A 15,921-nucleotide genomic window follows, 5' to 3' on the forward strand; every position below is an offset into this window, starting at 1 on the left:
TATAATGCGCGGTATTCAGTAGACGGGCAGGGATCGCTATGAACCTGGACGATTGGCGTTCCAGGATCAACCAACTCGACGACCAAATCCTCCACCTCCTCAACCAGCGCGCCGAGGCCGTCCTCCGGATCGGAGACCTCAAACGTCGGCAGGATGGACCGTCTTACGTCCCCGAACGCGAGGCGGAGATTCTCGCGCGCCTCGCCGCCGCCAACTCCGGACCCTGGCCGGTCGCAGCGGTGCGGGCGGTGTGGGTCGAGATCCTCTCCGCGTGCCGGGCCCTGGAAGGACCGCTCACGGTGGGCTTCCTCGGCCCCCAGGCCACGTTCACGCACCAGGCCGCGCTCCAGCATTTCGGCACCGCGGCCGCCTACGTGCCCCTGCGCACGGTGGCCGACGTCTTCGAGGACGTCGAGCATGGACGCCTCGAGTACGGGCTGGTCCCCGTGGAGAACAGCACCGAGGGCGCGGTCAACATCACCCTCGATCGGCTCATCGAGTCCAGCGCCCTCATCTGCGGCGAGCGCTACCTGCCGATCACCCAACATTTGCTCTCGTCGGCGCCGGGCCTGGAGCAGGTCAAGACCGTCGTGTCCCATCCCCAGGCGCTCGCCCAGTGCCGGGGCTGGCTGGCCGCCCACCTGTCGGACGTGCCGACCCAGGAGGTCACCTCTACGGCAACGGCCGCCGAGCTGGCGGCCGGGGACGTCACCGTCGCGGCCATCGCCTCCGAGCTGGCGGCCCGGCTGTACAACGTCCCCGTGCTGCGCGCGCGGATCGAGGACAACCCCTACAACTCGACCCGCTTCCTGGTGATCGGCCGGCGCCCGGCGGGCCCCAGCGGACGGGACAAGACCTCCATCCTGTTCGCCATGCGCAATGAGCCTGGTGCGCTCCACCGGGCGCTGGAGCCGTTCGCCGAGCGGAGCGTCAACCTGACCAAGATCGAGTCACGTCCGGCGAAGCTGCGGACGTGGGAGTACGTCATGTTCGTGGATTTCGAAGGGCACCGCGACACTCCCGTGGTGGCTGCCGCGCTCGAGGAGATTCGGGCCCGCACGGTGTTCATGAAGATCCTGGGCTCGTACCCAACCGGATAAGGAGACTGCATTGACCACGCAGTGGGAGTCGCTGGCCAACGAGCACATCCTGGGGATCGCCCCCTACGAGCCCGGCAAGCCGATCGAGGAGCTGGAACGAGAGCTGGGGATCTCGGACGCCATCAAGCTGGCCTCCAACGAGAACCCCCTGGCCCCCTCTCCCCGAGTCCAGAAGGCGCTCGTCGCCGCGCTCACCACGCTGAACCGCTACCCGGACGGCAGCGGGTTCTATCTGCGGACGGCCCTGGCCAAGAAGCACGGCGTCACACCGGAGCAGATCATCCTGGGGAACGGCTCCAACGAGCTCATCGAGCTGCTCGTCCGGACGTTCCTCAAACCGGGGGACGAGGCCATCGTCCCCCATCCTTCCTTTGTCGTCTATCCGATGATCGTGCAGGCCGCGGGCGGGATCCGCGTGATGGTCATGCTCAAGGACTATCGCCTCGACCTGGAGGCCATGGCCCGGGCCACCACCGCCCTCACCAAGCTCGTGTTCATCGCCAACCCCAACAACCCCACGGCGACGATCGTCACCGCCGACGAGGTCGAGCACTTCATGGGCCGGATCTCGGAACGGACGATCGTGGTCTTCGACGAGGCCTACATCGAGTTCGCGCTCGGCCCCGATTTCCCGGACACCCTCAACTACATCCGGCAGGGGCGGAGAGTCATCGTCCTGCGAACGTTCTCCAAGGCCAACAGCCTGGCCGGCCTCCGGGTGGGCTACGGCATCGCCGATGCCGACGCCACGGCGCTGATGAACCGCATCCGCCAGCCGTTCAACGTGAACTCGCTGGCCCAGGCGGCCGCGCTGGCGGCCCTGGACGACGACGCGCACGTGCAGGAATGCGTGCGCATGATCGAGGCGGGCCGGCGCGAGCTGGGCGCGGAGTTCACGGCCCTCGGGCTCAAGTACGTGCCCTCGCGGGCGAACTTCATTCTCGTCGACGTCGGGCGGAGCGCCGCCGAGATCTATCAAAAGCTGCTGCACCAGGGCGTCATCGTCCGGCCGCTCACGTCCTTCGGCATGGAGAGCACCCTGCGCATCACGGTCGGCACACCCGAAGAGAACCGCCGCCTCGTCAAGGCGCTCCGCGCGGTGCTCCGGAAGACTCCCGCGTGATCCAGCGGCTGACGGTGATCGGGGTCGGCCTGCTCGGCGGCTCCATCGCCAAGGCGGCCCGCGCCCGCGGGCTCGCCCGGGAGATCGTCGGGGTCGGCCGCCACGCCGGGCGCCTGGAGCCCGCGCTGCGCGACGGCACGCTGGATCGCATCGCCACCGACCCGCTCGACGGTGTGCGAGGCGCGGATTTCGTGGTCCTGGCCGTCCCCGTGCAGACGATCGAGCGGCTCCTGGAGAGTATCTGGCCCGCTCTCGGGGCCGACACGCTGCTGACCGACGTGGGCTCCACCAAGGCGGCCATCGCGCGCGCGGCCGAGCGCCTGGCCGCCCGTCGGCCGGTGGCGTTCGTGGGCAGTCACCCCATGGCCGGCTCCGAGAAGAGCGGGTACGGCGTGGCCCGGGCCGATCTGCTGGGCGGCGCCACCGTCATCGTCACGCCGACCGAGACCAGCGCACCGGCCGCCGTGAAGGCGGTCTCCGGCTTCTGGGAATCCCTGGGCGCCGGCCGCATCCTCCTCATGGATCCGGCCGCCCACGACCGGGCCGTCGCGGCGGTCAGCCACTTGCCGCATCTCGTCGCGTGCGCCCTCGTGGATGCAGTCGAGCGCCTGGATCCCGGGGCGTTCGATGTGGCGGCCCGGGGCTTTCGGGACACGACCCGCATCGCCGCGGCCGATCCCGAGGTGTGGGAGGCGATTTTCCTGGCCAACCGCGAGGCCACGGCTGCGAGCACTCGCGAGTTCCTCCGATCCCTCGCCGACCTCAGCCGGCTGCTCGACACCGGCGACGGCGCCGGCTTGCGCGCCGCCCTGGCCCGCATCAAGGCCCGGCGCGAGGCCCTGTCGTGAGACTGCGCGTTCGTCCCGTGCGCAGGCTCTGCGGTCGTGTCGACGTGCCGGGCGACAAGTCCATCTCACACCGCGCCGTCCTGCTCGGCGCGCTGGCCGAGGGCGTCACCGACATTCGCGGCTTCCTGGAGGCGGAGGACTGCCTGCGAACCCTGGCCGCGGTGGAGGCCCTGGGCGTCGAGGTGACGCGCAAGGGCCCGGGCGAGTACCGCCTCGCCGGGGGCGGGCGCGCGGGGATGACCGAGCCGAGCGACGTGGTCGACTGCGGTAACTCGGGCACGACGGTGCGCCTGCTCATGGGGGTGCTGACCGGGCAGCCCTTCTGGACTGTGCTCAGCGGGGATGCGTCGCTGCGGCGACGGCCGATGGGCCGGGTGGCCGAGCCCCTGCGGCAGATGGGGGCGACCGTCGTCGGTCGGGCCGAGGGTGGCCGACTGCCGCTGGCCATCCGGGGCACCGAGCAGGTGCGGGCCGACCGCTTTACCTTGCCGGTCGCCTCGGCCCAGGTGAAGTCGGCCATCCTGCTCGCGGGACTCTTCGCCGACAGCGACGTCACGGTCACGGAGCCGGCGCAGTCGCGCGACCACTCCGAGCGCATGCTGCGGCTGTTCGGCGCACGCGTGGAGACCCGAGGCCTGACCACGACCCTGAGCCCCGGACGGCTGACCGGCGCTTCGGTGAGCGTGCCCGGCGATATCTCGTCGGCCGCGTTTCTCCTGGTGGCCGGTCTCCTGGTGCCGGACGCGCGCGTCACGGTGGCCGCAGTGGGGCTCAACCCCACGCGCATCGGGTTGCTCGAGACGCTGTCGGCGATGGGAGCGGGCCTGGAGATCGTGGCCGACCCTCACGCCGCCGGTGAGCCGAGCGGCACCGTCACGGCGGTGAGCTCCCAGCTTCGCGGTGGCACCGTCGCCGGCGCCCTCGTGCCGCGCCTGATCGATGAGGTGCCCGCCCTGGCCGTCGCCGCCGCCCTGGCCCGCGGTCGCACGGAGATCCGAGACGCCGCCGAGCTCAGGGTGAAGGAATCGGACCGCGTTGCGGCGCTGGCCCGGGGGTTGGGCGCCATGGGCGCATCCATCACCGAGCGGTCCGACGGCCTCGTGATCGAGGGTGGGGCGACGCTCCAGGGAGCCGCAGTGGCCAGCGGCGGAGACCACCGGATCGCCATGGCGCTCGCCGTGGCGGGGCTGGTGGCGGAAGGGGAGACGGTGGTGGACGACACGGCGTGCGTCGCCACCTCGTTCCCCCAGTTCGTCGACGCTCTCAATGCCCTGGCCGGCGGGCCCGCCGTCACGGTCGAGACATGAGGTCCGGCGACCGCGAGCCCGTGATCACAATCGATGGCCCGGCGGGGGCGGGCAAGACGACCGTGGCCCGGGCGCTGGCCCGTCGGCTCGGCTACCGGCTCATCGACACCGGCGCGATGTACCGGGCGCTGGCGTGGAGCGTACTCGACAAGGGGCTCGAGGCCAGCGATACTCCCGAACTGCGACGGCACCTCGAGGCGGTGGAGGTCGACCTGCGTGGTCAGCGTGTGTTCGTGGACGGGCGCGACGTGACCGACGAGATCCGGACCCCGCCGATCGACGCGCTGACGTCGACCCTCACCGTTCTGGAGCCGGTGCGAGCCAGGATGACGCCGGTGCAGCGACGCCTGGCGGCGTCCGGCCGGGCGATTCTGGAGGGGCGCGACACGGGCACCGTCGTGTGGCCGGAGGCCGAGGTCAAGTTCTACCTGGACGCCTCGCTCGAGGAGCGGGCCCGCCGGCGGCAAGCCGAGTTCCAGGCGCGCGGCATCGACAGCGACTTCGTGACCGTGTACGGCGAGCTGGGCGCCCGCGACACTCAGGACAAGAGTCGGTCCCTGGCGCCCTTGCGCCCCGCGGCCGACGCCATCACGATCGACACGACGAACCGGAGCGTCGACGAGGTCGTCGACACGATGATCCGGTACATCGAGCAGCGATGCTGTACGCGATCCTGAAACCCCTCGTCGTGGCGGTGATGCGCCTGTACTGGCGCCTGCAGGGGCACGGCTACCAGCACGTGCCCCGCTCCGGGCCCGTGCTTCTGGTGGCCAACCATTCGAGCGTGCTGGACCCTCCGCTCGTCGGCGGCATGGCGCCCCGGCGGGTCTCGTTCCTGGCCAAGGCCGAGCTGTTCGACATTCCCCTGTTCGGCCGCTTGATCCGTGGCCTGAACGCCCATCCTGTGCGCCGGGAGGGCGCCGACCCCGCGGCGCTGCGCACGGCCCTGCGGCTGCTTGAACGCGGAGAGATACTGTTGGTGTTCCCCGAAGGGACCCGTGGCGAGGAAGGAGTCCTCCGAGCCGGTAAGCCAGGGGCGGGGATGCTGGCGGTCCTCAGCGGCGCACCCGTGGTACCCGTCTACATCCGGGGGTCGGGACAGGCCTGGCCGCGAGGGCGGTGGATCCCCCGGCCGACGAAGATCACGGTCGCGTTCGGTCCGTCCCTTCGCTTCGAGCGCGAGGACGATGCCCGAACGAAGAAAGAGTCATACGAGGCCGCCAGTCGAGCGATGATGGCGGCCATTGCGCGCCTCAAAGACGCCGCGGACCGGACCGAGCCGTGCGCAGCGTCACCGCGTGAAGTAGCATTCGGCGGGGTGGGTGCGGGAGGAGCCTCGACCCCGTCCAAATCTATGCATGGGAGGAACGGGCAGCATGGAGAAGGATGAACCGCGCCGAAACCTCGGCGGCCAGCGAAAGGAGGAGAAATCCAGCGCCCCCGAGGAGCACATGGAGGACTGGTACCGGACGACCGCCATCACCGAGTTCGAGGAAGGCGAGGTGGTTCGGGGCCGGGTCGTCCACGTCGGGCCCTCCGAGGTCCTGGTCGATGTCGGCTACAAGAGCGAGGGGGCCATCCCCATCGAGGAATTCCACCGGGCCGGGAAGCTGCCCGAGGTGGGAGAAGAGCTCGACGTCTACCTGGAGGCCAAGGAGGACGCCGAAGGGCTGATTGTCCTCTCCAAGGACAAAGCCGACAAAATCAAGGTCTGGGACGTCATCACCCAGGCGTTCGACAAGGGCAGTCCCGTCGAAGGGAAGGTCGTCGAGGTCGTCAAGGGCGGGCTGGCGGTGGACGTCGGCGTCAAGGCGTTCTTGCCCGGCTCCCAGGTGGACCTGCGGCCCGTCAAGAACCTGAACGCGCTGCTCGGCCACACGATCCGGGCCAAGGTCATCAAGCTCAACCGACGCCGCGGAAACGTGGTGCTCTCACGGCGGGCCGTGCTGGAAGAAGAGCGGGAGGAAAAGAAGAAGCACACCCTCGAAGTCCTCCACGAGGGCATGGTCCTCACCGGCACGGTGAAGAACATCACCGACTACGGCGCCTTCATCGACCTGGGGGGCATCGACGGCCTGCTGCACGTCACCGACATGAGCTGGGGGCGGGTCGGGCACCCGTCGGAGATCTTCCAGGTGGGCGATCAGGTCGAGGTAGTCGTGCTGCATTTCGACCGCGAGACCGGCCGGGTGTCCCTCGGCTACAAGCAGAAGTCCGTGGACCCCTGGGAGCAGGTGGAGCAGAAGTACGCGGCCGGCACGAAGGCCAGCGGCAAAGTGGTGAGCCTCACCAACTACGGCGCCTTCGTGGAGCTGGAGCCGGGGGTGGAAGGCCTGGTCCACGTGTCCGAGATGTCGTGGACCCGTCGCGTGCGCCACCCCTCGAAGATCGTCAACGTCGGCGACGAGGTCGAGGTGGCGGTGCTCGACGTCAATCGGGCGGCCAAGCGGATCTCCCTGGGCATGAAGCAGGTCGAGCCCGATCCCTGGGAGACCATCGACGAGCGCTACCAGGTGGGCCAGCGGGTCACCGGCCGCGTGCGCAACCTCACTGATTTCGGCGCCTTCATCGAGCTGGAGCCGGGCGTCGACGGCCTGCTCCACATCTCCGACATGTCGTGGACCCGCTCGGTGGGCCATCCCTCCGAAGTCATCAAGAAGGGCCAGGATCTGGAGACGCAGATCCTCAACATCGACAGCGAGAACAAGCGCATCTCGCTGGGACTCAAGCAGGTCCAGCCCGATCCCTGGGCCACCGTCGCCCAGCGCTATCCCATGGGCTCGCGGATCACGGGTAAGGTCGTCCGGCTCACCGATTTCGGCGCCTTCGTCGAGCTGGAGCCGGGCGTCGACGGCCTGCTGCACATCTCCCAGATGGCCAATCGTCCGATCAGTCGTCCCGACGAGATCGTCAACGTGGGCGACGAGCTCACCCTGCTCGTGATCCGAGTCGATTCGAACGAGCGGCGTATCGGGCTCAGCCTGAAGGAGCTGGCCCACGCGGTGGACCTCGGCCGCGAGACGGAGGACGTGCGGGGTCAGGGGCGACGCGGCAAGCGCAAGCAGCGCGACGACTACGACGACGACACCGAGGAGTAGCCGCCCGCGGTGGCGCGCCCCATCACCGTCCTCGGTGTCACCCTCGCGTTATGGACGACCGTGGTGCTGCTGTTCGTCATCGTGGTGTCGGGCGGCCTGCGCGGGCCCGAGGGCGGCGTGGGCTTCGGGCCCCGGGTGGCGGTCGTCGAGCTGGACGGCCTCATCCTCGACGTCGAGGACCTCCTCAGCGATCTCAAGGGGCATCGCGAGAACCCGCTCGTGCGGGCCGTGGTGATCCGCATCAACAGTCCCGGTGGCGTGGTCGGGCCCACTCAGGAAGTGCACGACGCGTTACAGCGGCTGCGTCGCGCGGGCAAGCCCGTGGTGGCCTCACTGGGCGCCGTGGCTGCCTCCGGCGGCTACTACATCGCCGTGGCCGCCGACCGGATCTACGCCAATCCCGGCACGATCACCGGCTCCATCGGCGTCATCATGCAGATGGCCAACCTCGAGAGCCTCATGAAGAAGGTCGGCGTGGACTACGTCGTGGTGAAGGCGGGGCAGTTCAAGGATATCGGGAACTTCTCACGCCCCATGAGCCCCGAGGAGCGCCGGGTTCTCCAGTCGCTCCTGGACGACGTCCATGCCCAGTTCGTGGGCGCCGTCGCCGCCGGACGCGGCCTGGACCAGAACGTCGTCCTCCGGTTCGCCGACGGGCGCGTGTTCTCGGGAGCTCAGGCCAAAACCCTGAGGATGATCGACGAGCTCGGCGGGCTCGAGGAGGCGATCAACGCCGCGGCCACGCTGGCCGGGCTCGACGTTCCCCCGCGGGTGATCCCACCGCGGCGCCGCCTGTCCATCTTCGACCTGCTTGGCGGCCAGCTCGGTCTCGCGACGGGGCGGCTGATAGCGCCGACGCTACCGGTCTTCAAGACTCCGTTGTATCTGATGGACTGACAGGGTTCCATCGGTCCTGACCTCGAGTGGATTGGTCAGAACATGGTCGTAAGGCCTCATAACATAAGGGCTCATGCTATGCATCGAGCTCTAACACCCTGGGGCCGTGGTCTCTAACCCCTTAGACTGTTTGACATTCTCGCCGGCCGCGTGCTACGTTCGCGATGACTTCTGACGATGGGGCCTGACGCCGGGTGGGGTGGACGATGACGAAAGCGGAGCTGATTGACGAGGTCTCCAAGATCGCGAACCTGACGAAGAAAGAGACCGAGACGATCGTCAACACGGTCTTCGACAACATCACAGAGGCCCTGGTCAAGGGCGACAAGGTGGAGTTGCGGGGCTTCGGAAGCTTCCGGATCCGCCAGCGGCATTCCCGGAAGGGCCGGAACCCCAAGACCGGTAGCAGCGTCGACGTCCCCGACAAGCGCGTCCCCTTCTTCAAGGTCGGCAAGCGCCTGCGCGAGCTCGTCAACACCTGAGCCTGGGGCGTGAAGCGCCTCTGGGCGCCGTGGCGCATGGCCTACGTCGGAGGGTCCACGCCTACGACCGGCTGCATCTTCTGTAACGCCCTCACCGCCGACGACGACCCGCGCCACCTCGTCCTCGTCCGCCGGCCGGCCGCCTTCTTGATCCTGAACGCGTACCCCTATACGCCCGGGCACCTCATGGCCGCTCTCAACCGGCACGTCGGCACGGTGGGGGAGGCGACGGCCGAAGAGCTGGCTCAGGCGATGCAACTGGTCGCCGTGGCCACGTCGGCCCTCGTGACGGAGTACCGTGCCGAGGGTTTCAACATCGGCCTCAACCAGGGCCGGGTGGCCGGGGCCGGCATCACCGACCATCTGCACGTGCACGTCGTCCCTCGCTGGCAGGGCGACTCCAACTTCATGCCGGTGCTGGGGGACGTGCGCGTGCTGCCCGAGGCGCTGGACGCGACCTGGCAGCGTCTGCGGAGCCGGCTTCGTGACTGAGCCGCCGGCGGGGCTCACGCCGATGATGCGGCAGTATCGGGAGCTCAAGCGGCGGTTCCCGGACTATCTGCTGCTCTTCCGGCTCGGCGACTTCTACGAGCTGTTCTTCGAGGATGCCGAGCGGGGAGCGCGGTTGCTCGGGATCACGTTGACGGCCCGCCAGGGAGCGCCCATGGCGGGCATTCCCCATCATGCCGCGGAGACCTACATCGCCAGGCTCGTCCAGGCCGGGTGCAAGATCGCCATCTCCGAGCAACTGGAGGCGCCGGGCCAGGGGCGCAAGCTGTTGCGACGCGACGTCGTGCGGCTCATCACCCCGGGCACCATCACCGACACGGCGTATCTGTCCAGCGCGGCCAACAATTTCCTGCTCGCCGTGACCCATGGTCGCGAGGGCACGGGCGTCGCCCTGCTCGACGTCTCCACCGGCGACTTCTGGGTCGGTGAGGACCCGGGGAGCCAATCGGCCGCGCTGGAGGCGGCGCTCCTGCGCCGGCCCGCCGAGATCGTCGCCCCGGAAACCCTTCGCGAGACTCGCGACCTGATGGCCCGTGTGCAGTCCAGCGGAGCCGTGCTCACGTTCTGGGAGCCGGCTGCCTTCACCGGGCGCCGCGCCTCGGCAGACCTCACGGCCCATCTCGGCGTCCCCTCCCTGGCCGTCTTCGGCGTGGCCGACATGACCGTGGGCCTGGCCGCCGCAGCGGGGGCACTGGCCTACGTCCGGGCCACCCAGGGCGATCGGCTCGGCCACTTGACCCGGCTGCAGCGCCTGAGCACCGCCGACGCCATGGTGCTCGATCAGACCGCCGTAGAGACGCTGGAGGTCGTCGAGTCGCGCGACGGCACGCCGCGCGCTTGTCTCTTCGGCGTCATCAACGAGACGGTCACGCCGATGGGCGCCCGGCTCCTGCGGCAGTGGCTGCTCCGGCCCCTGCTCGACCCGGACGTCATCGGTCGCCGCCAGGCCGCGGTGGCGGCGCTGGTGGAAGCGCCGGCCGTGCGGAACCGGCTGCGGACGCTCCTGGCCCGGATCGGCGACGTGGAGCGCCTGGCCAGTCGAACCACGCTGGGTGTCGCTCACGCCCGTGACCTGGCCGGCCTGCGGGCCAGCCTGGAGCCGCTCGACGAGATCCGCGCCGCGATAGCCGAGGCCGGCGCCACGGTCATCGTGACCGCGCGGGAGCAGCTCGCCCCGCTCGAGGACCTCAGAGCCCTGCTGCGAGAGGCCCTGGTCGACGAGCCGCCGCTGACGCTCCACGAGGGCGGCCTCATCCGCGAGGAATGGAGCGAGGCGCTGACCGCGATCGCGAGCGGCGCGCGCCAGGCGCGCCAGTGGATCGCGGGCCTCGAGGAGCGCGAGCGGGAGCGCACCGCCATCCCGAGCCTGCGCGTGCGCTTCAACCGCGTCTTCGGCTACGGCATCGAGGTCACCCACGCCCAGGCCGCGCGCGTCCCGGCCGACTACATCCGGCGCCAGACCCTCAGCGGGGCCGAGCGCTACGTCACTCCCGAGCTCAAGGAGTACGAGGCCAAGGTCTTGGGGGCCGAGGAGCGGCGGCGCCGGCTGGAGTACGAGCTGTTCGACGACCTGCGCCAGCGGGTGGCTGCCCGGGCTCCCGAGTTGCTGGCGACGGCGCGCGCCCTGGCCCGCCTGGATGTGCTGGCGGCGCTCGCCGAGGTGGCCGAGACGCGGGGTCATGTGCGGCCCATCGTCGATCGGAGCGACGTCCTGACGATCGTCGAGGGCCGCCATCCGGTGCTGGAGGCGCGGGCGGGGGAACCGGTGACGCCGAACGACGTGAGGCTCGATCCCGCCGCCCGCATCGTCATCCTCACCGGCCCCAACATGTCCGGCAAGTCCGTCTACCTTCGCCAGGTCGGCCACATCGTCATCCTGGCCCAGATCGGGGCGTTCGTCCCGGCCCGCGAGGCCCGGATCGGCATCGTCGATCGGATGTTCACCCGCGTCGGCGCCCAGGACAACCTCGCCCGCGGGCAGAGCACGTTCCTGGTGGAGATGGTGGAGACAGCGAACATCCTCAACAACGTGACCCCGTGCAGTCTGGTCCTGCTCGACGAGGTCGGCCGAGGAACGTCCACGTTCGACGGGCTGGCCATCGCCTGGGCCGTCGTGGAGTCTCTGCACGCGCAGCCCGGCACGAAGGTGCTGTTCGCCACCCACTTCCACGAGCTCACGCAGCTCGCCGACCGCCTGCCCGCCGTACAGAACTTCCACGTGGCCGTGCGCGAGTGGAACGACGAGATCATCTTCCTGCACAAGGTTCGGCCCGGCGGCACCGATCGCAGCTACGGCATCCAGGTCGCGCGGGTGGCCGGGCTGCCGGGGCCGGTCATCGCGCGGGCCCGCGCGCTGCTCGCCGAACTCGAAGCCGCCGGGCAGCGCACGGCCGACGCCCGCGACGCGGCCCAGCTGGGTCTGTTTCCCCCACCGCGCGACCCTATCCTCCAGGACCTGGCGCGCCTGGATCTGGCCCATCTCACGCCGATCGAGGCCCTCAACCTCCTGGTGAAGTGGCAGGGGCAGGTGCGGTGAGGACGCGCCGGATTATTGAGATTGGGGGGGGCGAGACGCCCCCCCCGATTCCCCCCCGGTCCACGCGAGAGCAACCACCGCCTCCGACGGCGCGAGGCGATTCACGATGAGCCGGATCCGGAGGCTGCCCGACCATCTGGTCAACAAGATCGCGGCCGGCGAGGTCGTGGAGCGGCCGGCGTCAGTCGTCAAGGAGCTGGTCGAGAACGCCCTCGACGCCGGCGCCCGCTCGATCACCGTCGACCTGCGCGACGGCGGGGCCGCGCTGGTGCGGGTCACCGACGACGGGGCCGGGATGACGGCCGACGAGGTGCTGCTGGCGCTGGAACGGCACGCCACCTCCAAGCTCGTCGCCGACGAGGATCTCGACACGATCGCCACGCTGGGGTTTCGAGGCGAGGCTCTGCCGGCCCTCTGTGCGGTCTCACGTTTCGTCATCGTCAGCCGGGCCCGAGAGGCGCCGGAGGGGTTTCGCGTCACCGGGGCGGGGGGGGAGATCATCCAGCGGCTGTCGGTCCCGGCCGAGGTCGGCACCACCGTCGAGGTCAGCGATCTGTTCTTCAATACGCCGGCCCGGCTCAAGTTCCTCAAGGCGCCGGCCACCGAGCTGGCCGCCTGCTTGCGCGTGCTGGGACATCTCGCCCTGGCCCATACCGATGTGCACCTCCGGGTCAGGCACGGTCCGCGAGCGGTCCTCACGGCGCCGCCCGCCCCTGATCTGCGCACGCGCGTGGCCGCGCTGTGGGGCTGGGACGTCGGCGCTCGCCTGCTCGGCATCGAGCGGGCGGATCAGGCGGTCAGCGTCCGCGGGGTGGCGGCGCCACCCGATCTCACACGAGGCAGCCGCGACGACGTCGTGATCGTCGTCAATGGCCGTCCGGTGCGCGACCCGGCCCTCTTCCAGGCCGTCCTCGAAGGCTATCGGCCGCTGCTGCCGCGCGATCGCTTTCCGCTGGTGGCGCTGGCCATCGCGCTCCCCCTGGCCGACGTCGACGTCAACGTGCACCCCACGAAAGCCTGGGTGCGCTTTCGCCATCCGCGGCTCGTGCACGAGACCGTCGCGGCGGCCGTCGGCGAGGCGTTGCGCCGGCGCGCCGCCGCGCCGGCGATCGAGCTGCCCGCGGCATCCGGCCCGGCCGGGGCGATCGCCGAGCCGGCCGGCCAGCAGGCGCCACTCTTCGCCGAGACGATCCGGACGTATGAGACCGCCGGGCTCGGGCGCGTGCTCGGTCAGGCTCAGGACACGTTCATCGTGGCCGTCTCGGACACCGAGGTGTTCTTCGTCGACCAGCACGCGGCCCACGAGCGCGTGATCTTCGAACGGCTGCAGGCTGACCTGACCGCGGGCCGCCCACCCGCGCAAGCGCTGCTCTTCCCCGACCCGTTGCCTTTGACGCCGGCGGCGCTCGCACTCCTGGAGCGCTCACGGCAAGCGCTGGAACAGCTGGGCTTCGCCTTCGAGGGCTTCGGGGGCGACACCGTCGTGCTGCGCGCCGTGCCCGGCCTGCTCGAGGGCGATGAGCCGCGCCGGCTCCTCGAGGCGATGCTCGACGAACTGGCCACCGTGAAGGCCGGCGAGCCGGTCCAGGATCGCGCCCTGGCCCTCGTGGCCTGCCGCGCCGCCATCAAGGCCGATACGCCGCTGGAGCGGCCGGAGATGGACCGGTTGCTGGCGGAGCTGGCGGGCACGGCCACGCCCTATTTCTGTCCCCACGGCCGCCCGACCATGAGCCGCATCTCGCTGGCGGACATCCGGCGCGAGGTCCGCCGGGTCTGGTAGCATGAAGACGTACGGATGAAGCGTCCCCTCCTCGTCATCGCGGGGCCGACCGGAGTCGGCAAGACAGCCACCGCGGTCGCCCTGGCGGTGCGGCTGCCGCTCGAAGTGATCAGCGCGGATTCCCGACAGGTGTATCGCGGCATGGATCTGGCCACCGGCAAACCGACGCCGGAGGAGCGGCGCGCCGTGCCCCACCACCTGATCGACGTCGCCGATCCGGACGACCGCTACCACGCCGAGCGGTTCCGCGCCCAGGCCCAGCGCCTGGTGGGCGCCATCCACGAGCGTGGCCGGCTGCCGGCAATCGTCGGCGGTACGGGGTTGTACATCCGGGCGCTGCTGCGCGGGCTCGATCCGGCTCCGCCGGCCGACCCCGAGTTCCGCCGAGAGCTGACCGCGCTGGCGGCTCGGGAGGGCCGGCAGGCGCTGCACGCCCGCCTGAGGCGCGCGGCGCCCGTGTTGGCCCAGCGCCTGCATCCCAACGACGCGGTCCGGGTCATTCGCGCCCTCGAGCGTCTGCGGACGGCTGGGGCCGCGGCGACCGAGCAGGTGCGCTGGGCCCAGCCGGCGCCGTTCTGCGACGTTGCCTATATTGGGCTGACCATGGAGCGCTCGGCCCTGCGCGCACGTCTGGCCGCTCGCGCCGCGGCGATGGTCGCCGCCGGTCTGGGCGAGGAGGTGCACGGGCTCCTGGCGTGTGGCTATGATCCGACGTTGCCGGCCATGCAGGGGATCGGCTACCGTGAGTTCGCGCGCGTCGTGCAGGGCACGCTGCCCGCCGCCGAAGCGCTCCGGCTGATGCAGCGGGATACGATGCGCTACGCCAAGCGGCAGTGGACGTGGTTCGCTCGCGAGCCCGGCGTGCAGTGGCTGGACGTGGGGCTGGCCGGCGGACCCGCAGGCGCCGCCCTGATCATCGAGCGGCGACTACGCGAGCGAGGCCTGATCGGGTGAGGACCGACCGCCGCAACGGCGGACGGGGCGCCGACGGCCGGGAGCGCGCCGTGATCGCGGCCTTGCGGCTGCCGAATCAGCGACGCTGGGAGGTCGAGGAGTCGCTCGACGAGCTGGCGGCCCTGGCCCTGGCGGCGGGCGCCACCGTCGTCCACCGCGTCGTCCAGGAGCGGACGGCGCCCATGCCGGCCCTCTACTTCGGGCGAGGCAAGGTCGACGAGATCGCCCAGGCCGCGCGAGCCACGCGGGCGGAGCTGCTGATCTGCGACGACGCGCTCACGCCCGTGCAGGAGCGCAACCTCTCGCAGGCGCTCGGGCGCAAGGTGATCGACCGCACCGCCCTGATCCTCGACATCTTCGCCCAGCGGGCCCGCACGAGCGAGGGCAAGCTCCAGGTGGAGTTGGCCCAGCTCACCTACCTGCTCCCGAGGCTGGTCGGCCAGTGGACCCACCTCGAGCGCCTGGGCGGCGGCATCGGCACGCGGGGACCGGGCGAGACCCAGCTCGAGTCCGACCGCCGCGTCATCCGCCGCCGCGTGATGCAGATCCGTCGCGAGCTCGAGCACGTGCGGGTGCATCGGCGCGTGCAGCGCGAGGGCCGCCGCCGCGCCGGCCTGCCCGTGGTGGCCCTGGTCGGCTACACGAACGCCGGCAAGACCACGGTGATGAACCGGCTGACGGGGGCGCGCCTGGTGGCGGCCGACCGGCTCTTCGTGACTCTGGATCCCGCCGCGCGCCTGGTCAGCGGCAACGGCCAGCCGCCCTTCATCCTCACCGACACCGTGGGCTTCATCCGCAAGCTGCCGCCCGAGCTGGTCGCCGCCTTTCGCGCCACGCTCGAGGAGCTGACCGAGGCCGACGTCCTCGTGCACGTGGTGGACGCCAGCCATCCGTCCTTCGAGGAGCACCTGGCCGCGGTCGAAACCCTGCTCGACGAGCTGGAGGTGGGCGATCGGCCCGTCGTCCTCGTCCTCAACAAGGTGGACCGGATCGACAACCGGCACACCGTCGATCGGCTGCTGGACGCGCGAGGCGGCGTGGCCATCTCGGCGGTGACCGGGGAGGGGCTCGACTCGCTGCGCGCCGCCATCGCGGCCAGCCTGCCGCCCGCTGACACCATCCGGGTGCGCATCCCCCACGGCAATCCCGGCGCCCTGGCCCTGTGCTACAACCGTGGGCGCGTGGTGGAGCGGAGCGAGGACGGCGAGCACGTGACGCTGGAGGTCGCCCTGCCGCCCGCGCTGCAGGCGACGCTCGCGCCGTACAAGGTGGCCCGAGTACACTGA

General features: G+C 70.6%; 14 protein-coding genes. All 14 read left to right on the forward strand.

Going from position 1 to position 15,921, the window contains the following annotated elements; translation table 11 throughout:
* Positions 1 to 38 precede the first annotated feature (38 nt).
* The 14 genes from pheA (at position 39) to hflX (ending at position 15,921) form a co-directional block, all read left to right on the forward strand.
* A complete protein-coding gene (gene pheA, locus VFR64_11875; GenBank protein HET9490441.1) occupies positions 39 to 1,100 on the forward strand; it encodes a prephenate dehydratase in 1,062 nt (353 codons plus the stop codon).
* 10 nt (positions 1,101 to 1,110) lie between these two features.
* On the forward strand, positions 1,111 to 2,223 hold the full coding sequence (gene hisC, locus VFR64_11880) for a histidinol-phosphate transaminase (protein ID HET9490442.1): 1,113 nt from the start codon (positions 1,111 to 1,113) through the stop codon (positions 2,221 to 2,223).
* A complete protein-coding gene (locus tag VFR64_11885; protein ID HET9490443.1) occupies positions 2,220 to 3,071 on the forward strand; it encodes a prephenate dehydrogenase/arogenate dehydrogenase family protein in 852 nt (283 codons plus the stop codon). Before hisC ends, VFR64_11885 begins: the two co-directional genes overlap by 4 nt.
* The gene (gene aroA / locus VFR64_11890; GenBank protein ID HET9490444.1) at positions 3,068 to 4,378 is read left to right on the forward strand and encodes a 3-phosphoshikimate 1-carboxyvinyltransferase; all 1,311 of its coding nucleotides are present in this window, start codon (positions 3,068 to 3,070) and stop codon (positions 4,376 to 4,378) included. The genes VFR64_11885 and aroA overlap by 4 nt, the downstream gene beginning before the upstream one ends.
* Positions 4,375 to 5,055, forward strand: a complete 681-nt coding sequence (gene cmk / locus VFR64_11895) for a (d)CMP kinase (protein HET9490445.1) — start codon at positions 4,375 to 4,377, stop codon at positions 5,053 to 5,055. The genes aroA and cmk overlap by 4 nt, the downstream gene beginning before the upstream one ends.
* Positions 5,037 to 5,768 carry a lysophospholipid acyltransferase family protein gene (locus VFR64_11900; protein ID HET9490446.1) on the forward strand — a complete coding sequence of 244 codons (732 nt, stop codon included), beginning with the start codon at positions 5,037 to 5,039 and terminating at the stop codon, positions 5,766 to 5,768. The genes cmk and VFR64_11900 overlap by 19 nt, the downstream gene beginning before the upstream one ends.
* A complete protein-coding gene (locus VFR64_11905) occupies positions 5,755 to 7,476 on the forward strand; it encodes a 30S ribosomal protein S1 (protein ID HET9490447.1) in 1,722 nt (573 codons plus the stop codon). Before VFR64_11900 ends, VFR64_11905 begins: the two co-directional genes overlap by 14 nt.
* 9 nt (positions 7,477 to 7,485) lie before the next feature.
* A complete protein-coding gene (gene sppA, locus VFR64_11910) occupies positions 7,486 to 8,373 on the forward strand; it encodes a signal peptide peptidase SppA (GenBank protein ID HET9490448.1) in 888 nt (295 codons plus the stop codon).
* Between the two features lie 206 nt (positions 8,374 to 8,579).
* Complete coding sequence (locus tag VFR64_11915; GenBank protein ID HET9490449.1) at positions 8,580 to 8,855, forward strand: integration host factor subunit beta; 276 nt, start codon at positions 8,580 to 8,582, stop codon at positions 8,853 to 8,855.
* Positions 8,856 to 8,864: 9 nt separating this feature from the next.
* The gene (locus VFR64_11920; GenBank protein ID HET9490450.1) at positions 8,865 to 9,347 is read left to right on the forward strand and encodes an HIT domain-containing protein; all 483 of its coding nucleotides are present in this window, start codon (positions 8,865 to 8,867) and stop codon (positions 9,345 to 9,347) included.
* On the forward strand, positions 9,340 to 11,901 hold the full coding sequence (gene mutS, locus VFR64_11925; GenBank protein HET9490451.1) for a DNA mismatch repair protein MutS: 2,562 nt from the start codon (positions 9,340 to 9,342) through the stop codon (positions 11,899 to 11,901). The genes VFR64_11920 and mutS overlap by 8 nt, the downstream gene beginning before the upstream one ends.
* A gap of 106 nt (positions 11,902 to 12,007) precedes the next feature.
* Positions 12,008 to 13,681, forward strand: coding sequence for a DNA mismatch repair endonuclease MutL (mutL, locus tag VFR64_11930; GenBank protein HET9490452.1), 1,674 nt, complete (start codon positions 12,008 to 12,010; stop codon positions 13,679 to 13,681).
* Between the two features lie 15 nt (positions 13,682 to 13,696).
* Entirely contained in the window at positions 13,697 to 14,635 is a 939-nt protein-coding gene (gene miaA, locus VFR64_11935) for a tRNA (adenosine(37)-N6)-dimethylallyltransferase MiaA (GenBank protein HET9490453.1), read from the forward strand.
* Positions 14,632 to 15,921, forward strand: coding sequence for a GTPase HflX (hflX, locus tag VFR64_11940; protein ID HET9490454.1), 1,290 nt, complete (start codon positions 14,632 to 14,634; stop codon positions 15,919 to 15,921). Before miaA ends, hflX begins: the two co-directional genes overlap by 4 nt.

The sequence above is a fragment of the Candidatus Methylomirabilota bacterium genome (assembly GCA_035709005.1).
Lineage (GTDB): Bacteria > Methylomirabilota > Methylomirabilia > Rokubacteriales > CSP1-6 > 40CM-4-69-5.

What these genes read in the sequence shown, in the direction of transcription:
- pheA (HET9490441.1), top strand. Translation starts at nt 39, where the DNA reads ATGAACCTGGACGATTGGCGTTCCAGGATCAACCAACTCGACGACCAA.
- cmk (HET9490445.1), top strand. Translation starts at nt 4,375, where the DNA reads ATGAGGTCCGGCGACCGCGAGCCCGTGATCACAATCGATGGCCCGGCG.
- VFR64_11900 (HET9490446.1), top strand. Translation starts at nt 5,037, where the DNA reads ATGCTGTACGCGATCCTGAAACCCCTCGTCGTGGCGGTGATGCGCCTG.
- VFR64_11905 (HET9490447.1), top strand. Translation starts at nt 5,755, where the DNA reads ATGGAGAAGGATGAACCGCGCCGAAACCTCGGCGGCCAGCGAAAGGAG.
- VFR64_11915 (HET9490449.1), top strand. Translation starts at nt 8,580, where the DNA reads ATGACGAAAGCGGAGCTGATTGACGAGGTCTCCAAGATCGCGAACCTG.
- mutL (HET9490452.1), top strand. Translation starts at nt 12,008, where the DNA reads ATGAGCCGGATCCGGAGGCTGCCCGACCATCTGGTCAACAAGATCGCG.
- miaA (HET9490453.1), top strand. Translation starts at nt 13,697, where the DNA reads ATGAAGCGTCCCCTCCTCGTCATCGCGGGGCCGACCGGAGTCGGCAAG.